We start from the raw sequence: 17,364 nt of genomic DNA, 5'->3' as shown, positions 1-17,364 counted from the left end.
CTGCTGTGTCATCTGGTTCGCTTCGCTCACTGGAGCACCTCCAGGGCCCGGTAGTCGACCTTGCCGTTCGGCAGGAGCGGGAGGCGGTCGATGCCGCGGACCTCGATCCCGGTGTGGTGCAGCCGGAGGCGTTCCGAGAGCGCGCCGGCGGTGTCGCTGCAGGCGGGTTCCGTCCCGCCCTCGGCCCACACGATCACGCGGTCGTCGGCGCCCACGGCCGCGACGGTGCCGAGGCCGCTCGCCAGGCGTTCGACGTCGTCGAGGTTGAGCCGGGTGCCGAAGACCTTGCCGATGCGCTTCAGCCGTCCGGTCAGGCAGAGGAAGCCCTCGTCGTCGAGGTGCCCCAGGTCGCCGGTGGCGAGCGTGCCGCCGAGGTCGTCGCCGCGGGCGAGGTCGCCCGCGTTCTCGGCGTACCCCATCATCACGTTGGGCCCGTGGTAGATCACCTGGCCGTCGGCGTCCACCGACAGCTCGCCGCCCGGGATCGCGGGTCCGACCGAAGCGGGCTTGTCGGCCATGCGGTCCGGGGGCAGTACGGTCATCCGGGCGGTCGCCTCGGTCTGCCCGTACATGACGAACATGCGCCCGCCGACGGCCGCCATGCGCGCCGCGAACTCCTCGACCAGCTCCGGGCGCAGCCGCCCGCCGGCCTGGGTGAGCGTCCGCAGCGTCGGATGGCGGCCGAAGTCCAGGCGCAGGCGACGCAGCATCTCGTACTGCGCGGGAACGCCCGCCAACGACGTGACGCCGTGATCGTTCACCGCGGCCCAGAACGACCGGTTGACGATGCCGGTGGCCTCGACCACGACGGTCGCACCGCAGATCAGATGGCTGTTCAGCACGGACAACCCGTAGCTGTAGAACAGCGGGAGGCTGGTCGGCGCGACCTCGTCGCCGTCGATCCCGAGCGCCGCCGCGATCGAACGGGCGTTGGCGACGACGGCGTCGCGGGACAGGCGCACGAGCTTCGGGCTGCCGGTGGAGCCGGACGTCGCGAGCAGCAGCCCGAGATCGTCGTGCGGAGCCGTGCCGCGTGACCGTTCGCGCAGCCAGGCCGGGCCCAGCGCGGGCAGGTCCGCGGGCCGATATCCGTCGGGCCCGGTGTCGCCCAGCAGGACGGCCGGTTCGTAGCGGGTCACGAGTTCGCTCATCGTGTCCGCGGGGAGACCGGGGTCGAGCAGCGCGATCGGACGACCGGCCGTCATCGCCCCCAGGTAGCGCACGATCCCGTCGACCGAGATCGGCGTCGGGGCCATGACGAGCCCCGCCGGAGCGCGCAGGAGGGCCGCGGCGGCCTCGTCGACCCGTGCGCGCAGGGCGGCCCCGGACAGCGCGGCGCCGGTGGCCGCGTCGATCAACGCGGCATCGGGATGCAGCAGGGGAGTCACACGACCAGCCCCCCGTCGACGCCGATCACCTGACCGGTGACGAAGCGGGCCCGGTCCGACAGCAGGAACGCCACCACGTCCGCGACGTCCTCGGGGCGGCCGAGCCTGCCCAGGGCGGTCGCGGCCACGCGCTCCGCGCGTCCCTCGGCGTCCAGGGTGTCGAGCATGTCGGTGTCGATGAAGCCGGGCGCCACCGCGTTCACCCGGATGCCGGACGGCCCGAGCTCCTTGGCGGCGGAGGTGGCGAGGCCGAGCACCGCGGCCTTGGTCGCGGCGTAGACCGCCTGACCGGCCGCGCCCTTGGTGCCCATCACCGAGGAGAGCAGGACGACGGCCGGGTCGGTGCCTCGGCGCAGCAGCTTCAGCCCGGCCTGCAGCGTGTGCGCGGCGCCCGCGGCGTTCACCGCGAAGAGGCGCTGGACGCTGTCGGCGCTCGTCATGCCGAGCATGCCGGCCTCGTGCACCCCGGCGTTGACGACCAGGGCGTCGAGCCTGCGATGCCGGCCGAAGACGTCGCGCATCATCTGCGCGACGTCCGCCGGGTCGCCGACGTCGCCCGCGACCACCAGCGGGTCGCCTTCCAGCTCTTTGGCGGCGGTACGCGCCGCGTCCTCGGTGCGCCCGTGCAGCACGACCTCGAAGCCGTCCTCGGCCAGGCGGCGCGCGGTGGCCAGCCCGATGCCGCGCGACGACCCGGTGACCAGCGCCACCCGGCCGTCGCCGGACGGCCGGGCATCGCCGGACGGCCGGGCCCGCTCAGACAAGGTGCTTCTCCAGCAGCTCGCGCGCCTTGCCGAACGAGCTCATGTCGATGACGTCGTCGGTGTCGATCATCACGTCGAACTCGTCCTCCAGCGCCGCCACCAGGGACATGTGCGCGAGCGAGTCCCACTTGTCGATGCCGCGGTACTCCAGCGAGTCGACCGGGAAGTCGTCGGGGAGGCTCAGCGCGCTCCGGAAGACCTTCCGCAGCCTGTCGTCATCAATCACGGGTCCCCCTTGCGATGGCGTATCGTGCTGACTCGCATACGGAGTGTAGTCAGTTCCGGAAGGTCATTTGGGGGCGTGATGCTCAGAGACGTGTCCGACGACGAGCTCGGCACTCTCAGGCGCTGGCGCAACCACCCCGAGGTGCGGCTGGCCAGCTTCACCACCCACGAGATCGGCGAGGACGAACACCGCCGCTGGTGGTCGTCGGTGCGCTCGGATCCGAGCCGCAGGGTGCTGGTGTACGAGCACCGCGCCACCGCCGCCGGCGTCGTCGCGTTCACCGGTCTCGGCGGACCCGAGGCCTGGTGGGGCTTCTACCTCGACGTCGAGGGCCTGGACGCGCGCGGGCAGCTGATGCCCGCCTGGATCGGCCTGGAGAAGGCCGCCATCGCCTACGCGTTCGGCTCGCTCGACCTGGACGTCCTGCGCGGCGAGGTGCTGGCCTCCAACGAGGCCGTGCTCCAGCTGCACCGGCGCTGCGGCTTCACCGAGACCGACCGCTACGCACGAGAGATCGACGGCGAAGACCAGGCGGTCGTCCGCCTGGCGCTCAGGAGGGACGCATGACCCGCTCGGTACGCATCGCACAGCACTCGATCGGCGCCGGCCACAGGCCGTTCATCGTGGCCGAGATGTCCGGCAACCACAACGGCGACCTGAAGCGCGCCCTGGACATCGTCGACGCGATGGCGGACGCCGGGGCGCACGCGATCAAGCTGCAGACCTACACCGCCGACACTTTGACCATCGACGTGGACTCGCCGCGCTTCCGCATCGGCGACGGCCACGACCTGTGGGGCGGCCGGAGCCTGTACGAGCTGTACGAGCAGGCGCACACCCCCTGGGACTGGCACGCGCCCATCTTCGAGCGGGCGCGCGAGCACGGCCTGGTGGCCTTCTCCAGCCCGTTCGACGCGACCGCGATCGAGCTGCTGGAGTCGCTCGACGTCCCCGCGTACAAGATCGCTTCCTCCGAGCTGGTCGACCTGCCGTTGATCCGCCTGGCGGCCGCGACGGGCAAGCCGTTGATCATCTCGACCGGCATGGCGAGCGTCGGCGAGATCGACGCCGCCGTGACCGCCGCCCGCCAGGCGGGCTGCGAGGACCTCATCGTGCTCGGCTGCACGGCCTCCTACCCGGCCGCGCCCGAGGACGGGAACCTGCGGGCGCTGCCGCTCCTGTCGAGCACCTTCGACGTGCCGGTCGGCTACTCCGACCACACGCCCGGCATCGGCGTCCCCATCGCGGCCGTCGCGCTCGGCGCCTGCCTCATCGAGAAGCACGTCACGCTTTCCCGCGCCGACGGGGGCGTCGACTCGGCGTTCTCCCTGGAGCCTGACGAGGTCCGCGGCCTGGTCGTGGAGAGCGAGCGCGCCTGGCAGTCGCTGGGCACCGCCCGCATCGGCCCGCGCCCCGGTGAACGCGAGGGACTGCGCTTCCGGCGTTCCCTCTTCGTCGTCGAGGACGTGCGCGCCGGGCAGGCCGTGACCGAGCACAACGTCCGCTCCATCCGGCCCGCCGGAGGGCTGTCCCCGGACGCCTTCGAGTCCGTGCAGGGACGTACCTTCGCCGAGGACGTCGCCCGGGGCACTCCCGTCACGTGGCAGCTGTTCTGACCTCGCTCGATCCCGGCTCGATCACTCATGAGCCGGTGGAGGCTCTGACCCCGGCGTCGAAAGGTAGGCGTAGAGGCCGGGGCATTGCATGATCTGGTAGCGCGTCCATCCGGGCGGCGCGTGCCGATCGGCGGCCGACGTCGACAGGACCACGACGTGCACTCCCGCGCGTGCCTTGCCGGAAAGGAACTGGCGGGTCTGCTCGGAGCCGGGGTTGACGCGCCGCAGCAGACGGTCGCCGAAGCTGTCGCACCCGGCGGCCACCGCGACCTGCCAGTTTCCGTAGCCGTAGATCAGGCACGGCCGGCGAATGCCCATGACCGTGAGCCGGTGAGCGATCCGCACGTACTGGGTGCGGCCCCAGCCCGCGTTGTGACCGTCCGCCTGTGCGGTGCTGAACTGCTCGATGCTGAAGAGCGCGATGACCGCGAAGGCCACCAGCCGCGTCGCCCTGTGCCGGGTCGCCATCCACCGAATGCCTTCGGCTGCGACGAGGGCGAGCATGGCGTAGGCGCCCAACAGGAAACGCGGATTGGCCAGCTCGGAGTAGAAGAGGTAGGGGGCGGCGGCAGCGATTCCGACGCTCACCGCCAGGACCGCCTGGCTGAGGTGCGCGGTGCCACGGACCGCCCAGACGCCGAGCCCGGTGAGGAACGGGATCGCCAGCCATACGAGCGTCGCGGGTAGGGTCACCTCCCCGCAGTTCGGCATGCCGCTGTCGCACAGCAACGTGGAGGTCCCGAAGGCCTCCAGATGCCGGACCACCGCGAAGTGCCAGCCCACGTCGTTGATCAGGCTGTTCTGCCCCAGCCGGGCCGTCAGCCCGCCGAACCTCAGGTACGCCTCGATCGTCCAGGGGATCCAGCCCACGGCGAGGCCGACGGCGATCGCGCCCAATGGTGCCGGACGCCGCCAGGGCTTCCAGAGGAGCGCCGCCAGGGTCAGCGTTCCGGCGACCGGCAGAGCTTCCGTCGGCCGGATGAGCGACATCGACGCGAACGCGACCGCGATGCCGGCCATCGGGCCCCAGGCTCTGGACGCCCTGGCCGCTTGCAGGAACAAGCCGACGGCAGCCACCGCGCACAGAGCGCTGGGCAGGTTGGGCATCAGCTCGGAGCCGTAGAAAAGGCTCGGCCACAAGGAACAGAACAGCAACGCCGCCAAGGGAACGCTGAAGGAAGGGTGCACCTTCAGCCACGTAAGGAAGGCGAGGAAGACGCCCAGCCCTGACAAGGTGCTCAAGTACAGGCGGAGCGCCAGCATCGAACCGTTGAGCATGGCCGCCGGCAAGGCCAGGATCGGAACCCCCCACGCCCGGGGAGCCCCCATGTATCCGCCGGGGACGCTCGGGGACGCCTGCCCGTAGTAAAGGCTCTCGTCGGGCCCCAGATAGGAGTGAGGCGGCGTGACGAGCAGTTGCGCGACCGTATATGCCACTGCCACCGCGGCCAGCATCCACAGCCACCGGCGGTCCGGTCCGCCGGACCCTCCGCGACGCCTGTGCAGTCCTTTCCTCGTGCTTGTTCGATATGGAGACACCAGGTCCGGGACGTTCACGGTCATGACGGTCGGCTGGCGGGCCTCATATGCGGCAGGCGGGCCGTGAGCTTGAGCGCCCGCAGGGCCCCCTGCTTGGCGAGCGAGCGGTGGTGCGAGGCGTTGGCTCCGCCGAGGGTGTCGCGGTTGCGCAGGAACCACTCGTAGGAGTCGCGGAACATGGAGTCGGTCGAGTGACCGGCCTTCCAGCCGAGTTCCTGTTCGGCGGCCGTGGTGTCGAACCAGAGCGACTTGGAGTACATGATCCAGTGGTAGGGGCCGAAGGGCGTGAGGCCGAGCTTGGAGGTCGCCTTCATCGCCGCCGCGGCGGGGCGCACCGGTAGGGAACGGACACGCGAGCCGGTCCCGGCGTGGGCGCACAGGTTCTCCAGGGCCTCCCGCATGGTGCCGAACTCCTGGGCGCCGATGTTGTAGGTCGCGGGACCCGGGCGCCGGCCGGCGAGGATGCAGGCGTCCGCGAGGTCGTTGGCGTGCACGAACTGGTAGACGTTGTCGCCCTTGCCGAACACGAACACGTCGGCGCCGTCGGCGATCCAGTCGAAGAGGATGCCGAAGATGCCGAGGCGCCCGTGCCCGAGGATCGTCCTCGGGCGGACGATCGACACGTCGACGCCCCGTTCTACGGCGAGACCGCAGAGCAGCTCGCCCTTGTACTTGGCCTGGCCGTACTCCTCGGCGGGCGTGGCAGGCGTGTCCGGGAAGACCGGGTTGGCCTTCGGGACGCCGAAGACCGCTGAGGACGAGGTGTAGACGACCTTCCCCACGCCCGTGTCGTCACAGGCTTCGAGCAGCTTGCGGGTGCCGCCCACGTTCACCGACTCGAAGAGCGCGCGGTCGCGGGCCAGCGGCACCTGAGCGACGTTGTGGTAGACGACGTCGACGCCGTCGCAGGCCTCGCGGACCGTCGACGCGTTCCTGATGTCGCCTCGGATGAACGCGACGTCGGCGGGGCGGTCGTCGGCGTCGTTCAGGTCGAGCACGCGGACCTGGGAGCCCTGCTCGCGCAGGCGGCTCACCAGGAGCGAGCCGAAGTATCCCGAACCGCCGGTGACCAGTGCGGTGTCAGCCATGATGAACCCTGCCTTTCGTCGATGGAGCGATCAGAGCTGATCAGAGGCTGATGCCGCGGGCACGGCACCAGCGAATGGACCGGCGCATGCCCTCTTCGAGCGCGACCGGGGGGCGGTAGCCGAGGTCGGCCGTGGTCCGGGAGATGTCGCAGGCGATGGTCTTGTTCATCTCGCCCAGGACGTGCAGCTCCTGGTTGTAGCGACCGCGGGACTGGAGGAAGCGGTCGGCCTGCTCGGCGACGGAGCCGATGATCTGCGGGACGCGCACGCCGCGGCCCGAGACCGGGTAGCCCTCCTCCCGCATCACGCGGCGGACGGTCTCGACGATCTCGCGGAGTGAGTACGGCTTCTCGTCGGCGACCCAGTAGGCGTTGCCCGCGGCGGCCGGGTGCAACTCGGCGCGGACGACACCCTCGACGAGATTGCCCGTGTAGACCATCGACCGGCGCATGCCGCCGTCGCCCATGACCGGGAATCGGCCGGTCCGGCAGAGCGTGAAGAACTTGGTCTGCCGTAGGGGCTGCCACTCGCCGTAGAACCACGGCGGCCGGACAACGACGGTTTCCATGCCACCCTCGCCGTGGGCGTCCCGGACGGCGATCTCGGCGTGCATCTTGGACTCGCCATAGCCCAGGTAGGGGCGGTACGGCTCGTCGTGGCGGAAGACGTCGCCGCGGTGCGGGTTGGTGCCGAACGGCGAGTTCGACGACACGTGGACGAGGCGCCGGGCCCCCACGGCTCGGGCGACGTCCAGCACGGCCTGGGCGCCGCGGACGTTGACTCGCTCGAACTCCGAAACACGCCTCGGGTGAATGACGCCCGCGGCATGGACGACGCTCGCGCCCTCGGCGTCCTTCATCAGCTCACGCAGGACGGCGGCGTCGGTCACGTCACCGACATGGATCTCGGCTTTGGGGTGCACGTCGGTGACGACCTCGGCGTCGGCGGCCCGCGGCACCAGCACGCGCACCGAGCCGGCGCGCGCGTGGTCCGGGTCGCTCGCCCCGGCCAGCGCGGCCAGGTAGGCGCGGCCGAACCAGCCGCTGCCTCCGGTCAGGATCGTCGTCTCGGCGGGAATGGCGAGCTCGGTCATCGCGTCCTCCGTTAGCGGGTGCTGAGGTAGTGGGCCACGTTGCGGGCGGCGACGGCCATGACGGTGCCCTGCGGGTTGATGCCGGGGGCCTCCGGGAGCATCGACGCGTCGTTCACGAAGACGTTGGGGGCGGTGTGCAGCCGTCCGAAGGAGTCGACGGCGCACTTGCGCCTGTCCTCGCCCATCGGAGCCGTCCCGCACAGATGCACCGTCATGAGGCTGGACTTGGACGGGGACATCGCGGCGGCGGCCCGTGCGATGCCCGCCGGCGCGGTCACCTTGGGGGCGTTGCGGAACGAGGGATAGAGCGCGGTGGCCCCTGCGGTGCGCAGTAGATGCATCAGCCGGGCAAGGCCGTTCTGCAACAGCCGGTGGTCGTCGCCGGTGATGCGGTAGGTCACCAGCGGGTCGCGGAAGCCGGGCACGGCTCGTACGCGGCCGCGGCCGGCGCTCTGGATCGCGGCGTAGTAGACGAACAGGTTGGGCCAGCGATTCATCGCCTCGCGGAACTCGTGCCAGTTCTCGCTCAGCGCGAGCGCGAGGAGGGCGGGCCGGGACGCCGAGCCGCCGAACGAGAGCCGCGACCCGAACTCCTTGACCTGGTAGACGGGCACGTCGGACGGGTCGTTGACGACGTGGTCGAACTCCGCCGTCACCTTCACGGTCGGATGGACCGAGAGGTTGCCGCCGACGTTACGGCCGAGGCCCGAGCGCTGCAGGAGGGCGGGCGTGTGGATGGCGCCCGCGCAGACGAACACGTCGTCGAAGGCGACCCGGCTGAGCGCTCCCGTGCCGACGTCCTCGAGGATCGCGGCGCGCGCTCGCCCGCGGGCGAGCTGCAGGCGGACCGCGCGGGTCCCCTCGCGCAGCTCGGCTCCGGCGGCGATGGCCTTGGGCCAGTACGCGACGGACATGGTCTGTTTCTCGACGATCCTCTGGCCGTCGACCTCGCGGCAGTCGGCCCAGCGGGGAACCTCGAAGCCGCGCCAGCCGAGCGCCTCGGCGCCGCGTGCCAGCACCTGGGACGACGCGGGCATCGGCCACGGCAGCGTCCGCACGCCGATCTCGTCCTCGATGGCCTCGCTCAGCGGCCGCAGGTCGCCGGTCGTCAGGCCGTCGATGCTCCAGTGCCGGCTCCAGCCGTCCAGCAGCGTGCGCGATGGCCGGTGATAGAGCCCTGAGTTCACCTCGGAGCCGCCGCCCACACCCATGCCCTCGGTGTAGGCCACCGACGGACGGCCGAAGGCGACGGTCAGCCCGGCGTTGCGGTACTGGCGGCGCATCTGATCCATGGAGAACGGGGCGACGGTCCCGGGCTCGGTCCAGTGGCCTTCTTCGACCGCGAGCACGCGCGCACCGGCCTCCGCCAGCGCCCGCGCGGTGACGGCGCCGCCCGGACCGGTGCCGATGACCAGGGCGTCGTAGCGGGTCATCGCAGGTCCTCCAGCATCGCGGGCGTGCGGTGCTCGTACACGCCCGCCAGCCCGAGGCCCCGCGAGAGGCGGGTGAACTCCGCCATCACCGGGAGCCCGGCGGTGGCGAGCCGCTGCGCGTAGGGGGAACGGTCCTTCGCGGCCATCCGGCCGAACCGGCCCATCGAGGCTCCCCACAGGCTGGTGCCGACGACCCTGGAGGCGATGCCGACCCCGGCTCTCAGGACGTCGGGCATGGCCGCGATGCTGCCGCGAAGGTTGGCGAGGGCGAACTCCACCTCGGCCGCGGTCGCGTCCGGAACATCGTCGATCAGCAGGGCCTCCGACACCGCCGAGGCGACGTTCGGGGCGGGGCGGCCGAGCAGCTGAGGTGCCGGCCGGTCCTGGCGAGGATCACGTTCGGTAGTGGACATCGGCGCGAACATTACACTGCGCAATCGCTCGCGCGGGTGAGGTCCGCATTTTATGGGCGGCCTTCACCGGCGATCGAAAAGGAGAGTGAAGGGGGGAGGTAAATCATGAACAAAGGGCTCGCCAATTGTGGGCCGCAGGGGGAGATCGCGACGGCGAACGCCGATCCAATCCAAGCCGAGGAGCCGCCGGAGTAGAGGACGGATGTTGTGATCACAGGCGAATCGCCGGTTGGACTGATTGAGCAGATTCCATCACCCCGTGGTCCGGCATTCCCGACTAAGTCCGGTGCGCGGCGGTCCGTGGCTCGTTCGGGCTGGTGGGCCGCGATCGTGGCTGTCGCGAGCGCCTGGTTCACCGTGTGCTCCTACGGAGTGCCCCTCCATGAGGTGGCGATCTTCTCCGGCTACGTACTGCTGGGCATCACGGGGCCCGGCCTGCTGTGGTGGCGGGTCCTGTGGCGCTCGGAACGGCGCTTCCTGGCGGAAGAGTTGGCGGCCGGCACAGCCCTGGGATACGTGATGGAGGTCTTTTCCTACATTCCGTCGCGAGCGCTCGGGTTGCCTCTCCTGGTGCTGGTTTGGCCGATCGGGTCTATAGCCGCCTTTCTTGTGATCCCCTCTCTTCGCCGCTGGTGGAGAGGTCCAGGGCCTGGTGGACGGATGCCTTTGTGGACGGCGTGGGCCCTTGCTGCTCTGTTCTGCTACGTTGCGGCCTTCAGCGCCGCCTCCCATTTTCGGTTCCACGGAATCGCCTGGCCGGGGATAGCGTCACCGACCCCCGACATCCCCTGGCAGCTGTCCATGGCCGGCGAGGTCAAGCACCACATTCCTGCGACGTTCCCCCAGGTTCTCGGGGAACCGCTGCTCTACCACTGGTTCGCCTACGCGGACATGGCGGCGACGAGCTGGGTGACGGGGATCGAACTGCAGACACTGCTGGTACGCCTTTCCCCCCTGCCGATGCTGGCGGTCTACACGGTGCTGATCGTGGCCCTCGCGCGCCGAGTGACCGGCAGGTGGTGGACGGGCCCGCTCGCCGCCGCACTCTGCTTCTTCACGATGACCCCGCAGTTGTCCGCGTTGCCGCAGGCCGCCGGGTGGACCGATGTGGTGAGCAGCGGGACGGTGCTCAACTACGTCTGGTGGAGTCCCACACAGACCTTCGGGGCAATGCTCTGCCTCCCGCTGGTCTTGGTGCTGACCCAAGTCCTGTGCGGACAGGCACGGTCAAGCCTGTGGCTTCTTCTCTGCCTGCTTCTGGCCGCGGAGACCGCGGCCAAGGGAACGTTCCTCCCGTTGTTGTTGGCGGGGCTGCTACTGACCGTCGGCGTGCACGGTGTCGTTCGTCGGCGCCTGCACCGTGCGGCGGCGGCCTCCGCCGGGCTCACCGCGGCGGCCCTGTGCTTCGCGCAGCTGGTCCTGTTCCGAGGCGAGACGCAGGGGATCCGATGGGCGCCGTTGCACACCGTCAAGCGGATGGAGGTGGCGGTACCGGAGGCGATCCGCATGCTCCCGCTGTCGCAGCACACACCGGTCTTCGCAGGCGCGGCGGCGGTGTTCATGCTCGTCGTCGGCTGGTTCTGCATGTGTGCCGGAGCGCTCGGCTTGCTGAGAGAACGCACGAGGCTTCTGGATCCGATGATCCTGCTGTTCGCCGGAATGGGCGCCGCGGCCATGGCCGTGATGCTCGTGAGCGGGCACCCGTTCCTCAGCCAGATCTATTTCCTGCAATCCGCTCGGCCTTATCTCGGCATACTCGCGGCGGCCGGATTCGCCGCCGTCGTCCCGCGGGCCACGTCCCGCCCCGCGCTGGGCGCCGTTCGGATCGGTCTTCCGCTGGTGGCCGCGGCACTCGCGGGCGTGGTGATCGTGTGCCTGGCCCGGTGGTGGGACGGTTCCGTCACCCCGTCCGGGGACGGCTGGGACGCCAGAGCGCTCGCCCGCCTCACGCCGTACGGCTTGCTCGGCATGGGGGTACTCGTGGTCGTGGTTCTGCTGTTGCTCGCCCGGCGCTGGGCCGTCCCCCTGAGGGGTCTCTCGACGGCGCTGACACTCGCGGTCCTCACAGGTATCGCACTGTCCTCGGTTAAGGACCAAGTGGTGGCTCCTTTCGAGGAGACCCTGGATCAGGGCTGGGGCGCCACCACCGGGTGGCCCACGACCACCGGTTCCGGCAGAGAAGCCCACGATGTTCCGGCCGGGGCGATGCGGGCCGGCCGATGGCTGCGCGGGCACTCCGATCCGTCAGAGGTCGTCGCCGCCAATGTGCATTGCCGGGCGAGCAAGGCACGGTACTGCGACCCTCGCCACTTTTGGATCTCTGCGTACACAGAGCGCCGGGTGCTCGTCGAAGGGTGGGGCTACCTGCCGTCGGCGAACGCCAGAGCCGCTCTGTACGGCGAGCCACAGGGCTTCCGCGTGCCCTTTGAGGATCAGGCGAGGCTGGCCGCCAACGACGCCGCGTTCAGCATGCCCTCAAAGAGGGCCCTCGACGGCCTTCGCTCGAAGTACGGCGTGCACTGGCTCTTCGTGGACGAACGTTTCAACCGGCCCGGGCGGGCCCTCGGCCTGTACGCCGTGCCGCGCTTCCGGGCCGGCGACTGCGCGGTGTACGAGGTGCCGGCGTGAACGCGCTCGTGCCGCAGGCGATGCGGTTCGCCGTGGTCGGAGCCGTGGCCGTTTCCATTGACTTCACGCTGTACCGCGTATTGACGATGCTCACCGGATTCACCGATGGATCCAAGGCCGTCAGCTTCATGGCGGCGACCACGCTCGCCTATGTGCTGAACCGCCGCTGGGCGTTCGGGGGGCCCGGGGGATCGGCCCGGCTGGCCGGGTTCGTCGCGCTCTACACCTCCACATTCGTGGTCAACGTGAGCGTGAACGCATGGATGCTCTGGGTCCTGCCAGGGGACCTCGTGGTGGCATTCCTGACCGCCCAGTCCGCCTCCACCACGATCAATTTCCTGATTCTCAGGGTGGTCATATTTCGGGTATCGCCGAAGCCTTTGGCGGCCGAAACAGAAAGAGATGTTCAAGTGAGCGTCTTGAGGTGAGCTGCTGCCCGCGTGCCCGGCGGCGCGGTGTTCATCATGGTCACGGTCCGCGTTCGAAGTCCCGGTCTTCTTCGCCCTGAGGTGAGCCCACTGATGGATTCCTGCCCGAGACGGTCGAGGGACGCCGACGCGGTGCGCGCCGTCCAGGCGACCCTGGGACTACCGCCCGTCATCAAGGCGGCGAACGCTCTGTCACTGTTCGGTGAGCACGCGGCGGGCTGGCTCGCGCTCGGGATGGTCGGCGCCGCCGTCGACAGGCCCCGGCGCCGCGAGTGGCTCTGGGCCACCGCACAGGTGGCGATGGCCCATGGCGCGTCCATCGCGGTCAAGCGGCTCGTGGGCAGGCCGAGGCCTGCGGGCGAGGGAATCCGTCCGCTCGCCACCACCCACAGCACGCTCAGTTTCCCGTCCGCCCACGCCGCGTCCACGACCGCCGCGGCGGTCGCCTTCGGACGGGTGACCGGGCAGGCTCTCGCGCCCGTCCTGGTCCCGCCGATGCTGATCAGCCGGCTGGTGCTGGGCGTGCACTATCCCACCGACGTCCTCGCCGGATCCGCGCTCGGCGCGTTGATCGGCGTGACCTCGGCCCCACGGAAGGACGCAGGCCGATGAGCATGATCACGCTGACGCCCACGGTCGAGGAGACGGGGAGCGGCGTCGCCGCCGGCCTGATCCGTGCCGTGCGGCCGCGGCAGTGGGTGAAGAACGTTCTGGTGCTGGCCGCGCCGTTCGCCAGCGGCGGCCTGACCGATCCGGTGGTCATCGCCCGGAGCGTGGTGGCCTTCGTGGTGTTCGCCATGGCCGCATCCGCGATCTACCTGGTGAACGACGCCAGAGACGTCGCCGAGGACCGGGTGCACCCGACCAAATGCCGGCGGCCGATCGCGGCGGGCATCGTCCCGGTGCCGCTCGCGATCGGCGTCGCGGTCGCGCTGGTCCTCGGCTCGCTCGGCATGGCCTTGGTCACCGACCCGAGGCTCGCGCTGGTCATCGGGGTGTATCTGGCCGTGCAGACCGGCTACTGCCTCGGGCTGAAGGACCAGCCCGTGATCGACATCGCCATCGTCAGCTCGGGCTTCCTGCTCCGGGCCATCGCCGGCGGCGCGGCGGCCGGCATCGCGCTGTCGCAGTGGTTCCTGCTCGCGACCGCGTTCGGCTCGCTGTTCATGGTGGCCGGCAAGCGCTACGCCGAGGTGCGGCTCTTCGAGTCGACGGGCGCCCAGATCCGTAAGGCGCTCACCTGCTACTCGGCCTCCTACCTGCGGTTCGTGTGGACGCTGGCGGCGACCGTGCTCGTCACGACCTACGGGCTGTGGGCGTTCGAGATGAACGCCCGCACCGAGTCGATCTGGCCGCTGATCTCGATGGTGCCGTTCGCGGTCGGCGTGCTGCGCTACGCCGTCGACGTAGACGGTACGGCGGCCGGCGAGCCCGAAGGAGTCGTGCTGGGCGACCGCATGCTGCTGGCCCTCGGCGTCAGCTGGGCATGCGCGCTGGCCCTGGCGGTCTACCTCCCCTGATCCCTTCCTGACCAGAAAGCAGGATCCGTGGCCGTCACCGAGTCGCCCGCCCCACCCCGCCAAGGCACCCCGGCCACGCGACCGCAGAGGCCTCGCGGGCTGTCGGCCGTGGCACGGTCGGGATGGATCCCGGCGGCTCTGACGGCGGTCTTCACGGTGGCGGTTCTGAGCCTGTACGAGGTTCCGCTACTGCAGACCGTCGTCTTCTTCGCCTACGTCGGCCTGGGCGTGACGCTGCCCGGGATGCTCTGGTGGCGGGCTCTGCGAGGCGGACCGCGATGCCTTGTCGAAGAGCTTGCGGCCGGGACGGCTCTGGGCTACGCGCTGGAGGTGCTGGCCTACATTCCAGCCCGCGCCTTGGGACTGCCGCTCGCCGTCCTTGCCATGCCGGCCGGAACGGTCGTCGCGTTCTTGGCCGTGCCGAGGTTGCGAGGCCTGTGGGCGGGGGCGGGCGTTCGCGTTCCGTTGTGGTGGGCGTGGACGATGTCCGGGCTGGTGACGTTCGCCGTGGCGCTCAGCGCGGTGACGTTCTTCCGGCTCCACGGGCTGACCTGGCCGGGGAACGCCGCTCCATACGTGGACATCCCGTGGCACCTGTCCATGGCCGCGGACGCCAAGCACCACATGCCCGCGCAGTTCCCCTACGTCGCGGGCGAGCCGCTGCTCTATCACTGGTTCGTCTACGCGGACATGGCGGCGACGAGCTGGGTGACCCGGATCGAGCTGCAGACGCTCCTCTTCCGGTTCTCGCTGCTCCCCATGATCGGCGCGTACACCGTCCTCCTCGGACTCGTCGCCCGCCGCCTCATCGGCCGCTGGTGGCCGGGAGCCGTCGCCGTCGGGACCATCTGGTTCGCGGCCGCGCCGAGGCTCGCGGGCTGGCCCGCGCCGCCCGCACCCAGTGGCCTGGGCGCGGGCCTGCCCTGGCTGAGCCCCACCCAGTCCTTCGGGATGCTGCTGTTCGCACCGCTCGTGCTCGTGTTGATCGACATGTTCCGCCGCCGGCGGCACGGTGCCGGTCGCTGGATTCTGGTGATCGTGCTGCTGGCCGCGTTGATGGGAGCCAAGGCGACGTTCCTGCCCCTGCTGCTCGCGGGGCTCGTGCTCGTGGTCCTGGTCCATGGCGTCACGCATCGCGCGGTGCACCGGACGGGCCTGGTGACGGCGGCGATGACCGCGTGCTTCCTCGTCTGCGCGCAGGTCTTCCTTTACCGCGGTGAGGACCAGGGGCTGCGACTGGCGCCGTTCCACCTCATGAAGCGGCTCGACAATGAGCAGTCCGGTGCGGCGTCGCTTCTGAGGCTGACGGCCGCGACCCCCTGGTTGCCCGTCGCCGTGGTGACGGTGATCTTCCTGTGCGGATGGGGCGTGATCTGGGCGGGGACGTTCGGCTTCTTCCGGCGGCCCGCCTGGCTCCTTGACCCCGCCGTTCTCCTGCTGGCCGGCATCGGCACGGCGGGCCTCGGGGCGGTCGTGGTGTTCGGACATCCCGGGCTCAGCGAGACCTACTTCCTGCGGTCGTCCGCGCCGTACCTGAGCATCCTCGCCGCCTGCGGGTTCGCGGTTGCCGTCCCGTCATGGGTGCGCCGCGGGCGAGCGCTTCCGGCGGCGCTGATCGCGCTCGGGGCCGGAGCGGCGACGGCCGCCTGGGTCGGCGGCCCGCTCGGGACCTGGGCGCGGCGCGCTATTCCCGGCGACGCCCTCGGGGCACGGATCGTTCTCCACCTGACGCCCTACGCGGTGCTCGGCCTCGTGGTCGCCTTGGTCGCGGGTCTGCTCCTGGCGCTGCGCCGCGTCCGGTGGCCGGCCGGGCTCATCCCGCTGATCACGCTGGCCTTGGTCTCGGGCTTCGGGCTCACCTCTCTCCAGACCACCGCGCTCGATCCGTTCGGACGAGCCGCGGAGGCCGGATGGCGGGTGAAACGTCTCGCGTCGACGGCTCGGGCGGACGTACCGCGTGGAGGAATCAAGGCCGCGCGATGGCTGCGCGCCCACTCGTCGCCCGACGACCTGCTCGCGACGAACGTGCACTGCCGGTGGTCGGTCGCGCGGCAATGCGACAACCGGCATTTCTGGATCTCCGCGTACGCGGAACGCCGGGTCCTCGTCGAGGGCTGGGGCTATGCCAACGGCGTCAATACCCGTGCCGAGCTCTATGGCTCTCCCAGCATGGCCTACGTCCCGTTCGACGATTCCGGGCGGCTGACCGACAACGACATGGCCTTCGAGACGCCTTCAGCCGCCACGATCGGGGCACTTCGGGAGCGGTACGGCGTGCGGTGGCTGTTCGTCGACGACCGACCGGCGGACATCTCGCCCGAGCTCGGCCTCCACGCGGCGCTTCGCTTCCGCTCCGGGCACTGCGCCGTCTACGAGATCGGGCCCCGGGGCGCGAGCTGAGCTCATCGGCTGGAACAGTTTCGGGCTCTCTCTTCGTTAATTCGGGTGAGGGGATTTTTCGATGCAAAGGGTAATAAAAATGCCGGTATGGGGGTGATGAATTACCCGGAGCGAGAGGGGGAGAGGGGATGCGTAGGGTTTTTGACGCGCTGGGTTCTGTGGCGCGTGTGGTCGTGGGGGCGGAAGAGTTGCCCGCGGCGGATCCGGTGGTGGTGCGGGAGATTCTGGTGGGGCTCGGGTACGTCGTGCCGATGGACGAGGTGAACGGCGTGCTGCGGGAGTTTCAGGCGAATGTGGGGCTGAAGGCGGATGGGGTCGCCGGGCCTCAGACCGTGCGGGCCCTGAGTGAGGCTCGGGCTGCGGTACGGGTGGCGCGGGCGGCTATGCCTCGGGAGAGGCGCCAGGCTGCGGGGGTTCGAGGATGAGGATGGGGATTTCGCGCGGGGCGGCGGCCGCTCTGTAAGCGGGGAAGTCGGGCCAGGAGGCGTCGGCTATGCGCCAGAGCGTTTGCTTCTCGGCGGCTGTTGCTTCGCGGGCGCGGAGGGTTCGTTTGGCTGGGCCGTCTTGGACCTGGGCCGTGGGGTCGGCCTTGAGGTTGCGGTACCAGTCGGGGTCGTTGGGGGCGCCTCCGTACGAGGCGACGACGATGTAGGCGTCCTGGTGCTTGAGCTTCAGGAGCGGGGTCTTGCGGAGCTTGCCGGTGCGGGCGCCGGTGGTGGTGAGGATGATGAGCGGGTGGCCGTTGAGGGAGCCGCCCTCGGCTCCGTCCGTCTTCTCGTAGAGGGCTACCTGGTCGCGAATCGCGGGGAAGACGCTGGGTTCGTACAT

The 17,364-nt window shown here is 70.3% G+C and carries 17 protein-coding genes; 8 read left to right on the top strand and 9 right to left on the bottom strand.

The features are described 5' to 3' along the window. Nucleotides 1–26: 26 nt before the first annotated feature. Genes J4573_RS34175 through J4573_RS34165 form a run of 3 tightly spaced genes read right to left on the bottom strand, consistent with a single transcriptional unit; the run spans nt 27 to nt 2,378 of the window. The gene (locus tag J4573_RS34175; RefSeq protein ID WP_307797114.1) at nt 27–1,388 is read right to left on the bottom strand and encodes an AMP-binding protein; all 1,362 of its coding nucleotides are present in this window, start codon (nt 1,386–1,388) and stop codon (nt 27–29) included. After that, on the bottom strand, nt 1,385–2,152 hold the full coding sequence (locus J4573_RS34170) for an SDR family NAD(P)-dependent oxidoreductase (RefSeq protein WP_208260065.1): 768 nt from the start codon (nt 2,150–2,152) through the stop codon (nt 1,385–1,387). The genes J4573_RS34175 and J4573_RS34170 overlap by 4 nt, the downstream gene beginning before the upstream one ends. Beyond that, nucleotides 2,145–2,378 (bottom strand): acyl carrier protein, encoded by a 234-nt coding sequence (locus tag J4573_RS34165; protein WP_208260064.1) that lies wholly within the window; start codon nt 2,376–2,378, stop codon nt 2,145–2,147. The genes J4573_RS34170 and J4573_RS34165 overlap by 8 nt, the downstream gene beginning before the upstream one ends. Nucleotides 2,379–2,468: 90 nt before the next feature. On the opposite strand from J4573_RS34165, the gene J4573_RS34160 reads away from it, so the two are divergent. Beyond that, a complete protein-coding gene (locus tag J4573_RS34160; protein WP_307797112.1) occupies nt 2,469–2,945 on the top strand; it encodes a GNAT family N-acetyltransferase in 477 nt (158 codons plus the stop codon). Continuing rightward, entirely contained in the window at nt 2,942–3,994 is a 1,053-nt protein-coding gene (gene pseI, locus J4573_RS34155; RefSeq protein ID WP_208260062.1) for a pseudaminic acid synthase, read from the top strand. Before J4573_RS34160 ends, pseI begins: the two co-directional genes overlap by 4 nt. Nucleotides 3,995–4,015: 21 nt before the next feature. Here pseI and J4573_RS34150 read toward each other — a convergent pair whose 3' ends face one another. The 5 genes from J4573_RS34150 to J4573_RS34130 form a co-directional block, all read right to left on the bottom strand. Continuing rightward, nucleotides 4,016–5,437, bottom strand: coding sequence for an ArnT family glycosyltransferase (locus J4573_RS34150; RefSeq protein ID WP_208260061.1), 1,422 nt, complete (start codon nt 5,435–5,437; stop codon nt 4,016–4,018). 116 nt (nt 5,438–5,553) lie between these two features. Further along, on the bottom strand, nt 5,554–6,621 hold the full coding sequence (locus J4573_RS34145; RefSeq protein ID WP_208260060.1) for an NAD-dependent epimerase/dehydratase family protein: 1,068 nt from the start codon (nt 6,619–6,621) through the stop codon (nt 5,554–5,556). Between the two features lie 40 nt (nt 6,622–6,661). Continuing rightward, nucleotides 6,662–7,714 carry an NAD-dependent epimerase/dehydratase family protein gene (locus tag J4573_RS34140; RefSeq protein WP_208260059.1) on the bottom strand — a complete coding sequence of 351 codons (1,053 nt, stop codon included), beginning with the start codon at nt 7,712–7,714 and terminating at the stop codon, nt 6,662–6,664. Nucleotides 7,715–7,725: 11 nt separating this feature from the next. Then, entirely contained in the window at nt 7,726–9,147 is a 1,422-nt protein-coding gene (locus J4573_RS34135) for a GMC family oxidoreductase N-terminal domain-containing protein (protein ID WP_208260058.1), read from the bottom strand. Next, nucleotides 9,144–9,560: a hypothetical protein gene (locus J4573_RS34130; RefSeq protein WP_208260057.1), complete on the bottom strand. Its 417-nt coding sequence runs from the start codon at nt 9,558–9,560 to the stop codon at nt 9,144–9,146. The genes J4573_RS34135 and J4573_RS34130 overlap by 4 nt, the downstream gene beginning before the upstream one ends. Before the next feature lie 387 nt (nt 9,561–9,947). Between J4573_RS34130 and J4573_RS34125 the strand changes: the two genes are divergently transcribed. The 6 genes from J4573_RS34125 to J4573_RS56770 all read left to right on the top strand — a co-directional run bounded on the left by J4573_RS34125 (nt 9,948) and on the right by J4573_RS56770 (nt 16,961). Further along, entirely contained in the window at nt 9,948–12,188 is a 2,241-nt protein-coding gene (locus J4573_RS34125; RefSeq protein ID WP_208260056.1) for a hypothetical protein, read from the top strand. Continuing rightward, complete coding sequence (locus J4573_RS34120; protein WP_208260055.1) at nt 12,185–12,616, top strand: GtrA family protein; 432 nt, start codon at nt 12,185–12,187, stop codon at nt 12,614–12,616. Before J4573_RS34125 ends, J4573_RS34120 begins: the two co-directional genes overlap by 4 nt. 93 nt (nt 12,617–12,709) lie before the next feature. Further along, nucleotides 12,710–13,228, top strand: coding sequence for a phosphatase PAP2 family protein (locus J4573_RS34115; RefSeq protein ID WP_208260054.1), 519 nt, complete (start codon nt 12,710–12,712; stop codon nt 13,226–13,228). Continuing rightward, complete coding sequence (locus J4573_RS34110) at nt 13,225–14,136, top strand: decaprenyl-phosphate phosphoribosyltransferase (protein WP_243773991.1); 912 nt, start codon at nt 13,225–13,227, stop codon at nt 14,134–14,136. The genes J4573_RS34115 and J4573_RS34110 overlap by 4 nt, the downstream gene beginning before the upstream one ends. 156 nt (nt 14,137–14,292) lie before the next feature. After that, nucleotides 14,293–16,536, top strand: a complete 2,244-nt coding sequence (locus J4573_RS34105; RefSeq protein ID WP_208260053.1) for a hypothetical protein — start codon at nt 14,293–14,295, stop codon at nt 16,534–16,536. Nucleotides 16,537–16,664: 128 nt separating this feature from the next. Continuing rightward, on the top strand, nt 16,665–16,961 hold the full coding sequence (locus J4573_RS56770) for a peptidoglycan-binding protein (protein ID WP_208260052.1): 297 nt from the start codon (nt 16,665–16,667) through the stop codon (nt 16,959–16,961). Here the strand turns inward: J4573_RS56770 and J4573_RS34095 are convergent. Then, nucleotides 16,918–17,364: a nitroreductase family deazaflavin-dependent oxidoreductase gene (locus J4573_RS34095; RefSeq protein WP_208260051.1), complete on the bottom strand. Its 447-nt coding sequence runs from the start codon at nt 17,362–17,364 to the stop codon at nt 16,918–16,920. The genes J4573_RS56770 and J4573_RS34095 overlap by 44 nt on opposite strands.

Source organism: Actinomadura barringtoniae (assembly GCF_017573505.1).
Classification (GTDB): domain Bacteria; phylum Actinomycetota; class Actinomycetes; order Streptosporangiales; family Streptosporangiaceae; genus Spirillospora; species Spirillospora barringtoniae.
Note: the sequence above shows the minus strand (reverse complement) of the source record. Positions and strands in the feature narration are given on the sequence as shown.

Excerpts from the sequence above, each read along its gene's own strand:
- pseI (WP_208260062.1), top strand. The coding sequence starts at position 2,942 with ATGACCCGCTCGGTACGCATCGCACAGCACTCGATCGGCGCCGGCCAC.
- J4573_RS34145 (WP_208260060.1), bottom strand. The coding sequence starts at position 6,621 with ATGGCTGACACCGCACTGGTCACCGGCGGTTCGGGATACTTCGGCTCG.
- J4573_RS34140 (WP_208260059.1), bottom strand. The coding sequence starts at position 7,714 with ATGACCGAGCTCGCCATTCCCGCCGAGACGACGATCCTGACCGGAGGC.
- J4573_RS34135 (WP_208260058.1), bottom strand. The coding sequence starts at position 9,147 with ATGACCCGCTACGACGCCCTGGTCATCGGCACCGGTCCGGGCGGCGCC.
- J4573_RS34130 (WP_208260057.1), bottom strand. The coding sequence starts at position 9,560 with ATGTCCACTACCGAACGTGATCCTCGCCAGGACCGGCCGGCACCTCAG.
- J4573_RS34115 (WP_208260054.1), top strand. The coding sequence starts at position 12,710 with ATGGATTCCTGCCCGAGACGGTCGAGGGACGCCGACGCGGTGCGCGCC.
- J4573_RS34110 (WP_243773991.1), top strand. The coding sequence starts at position 13,225 with ATGAGCATGATCACGCTGACGCCCACGGTCGAGGAGACGGGGAGCGGC.
- J4573_RS56770 (WP_208260052.1), top strand. The coding sequence starts at position 16,665 with ATGCGTAGGGTTTTTGACGCGCTGGGTTCTGTGGCGCGTGTGGTCGTG.
- J4573_RS34095 (WP_208260051.1), bottom strand. The coding sequence starts at position 17,364 with ATGTACGAACCCAGCGTCTTCCCCGCGATTCGCGACCAGGTAGCCCTC.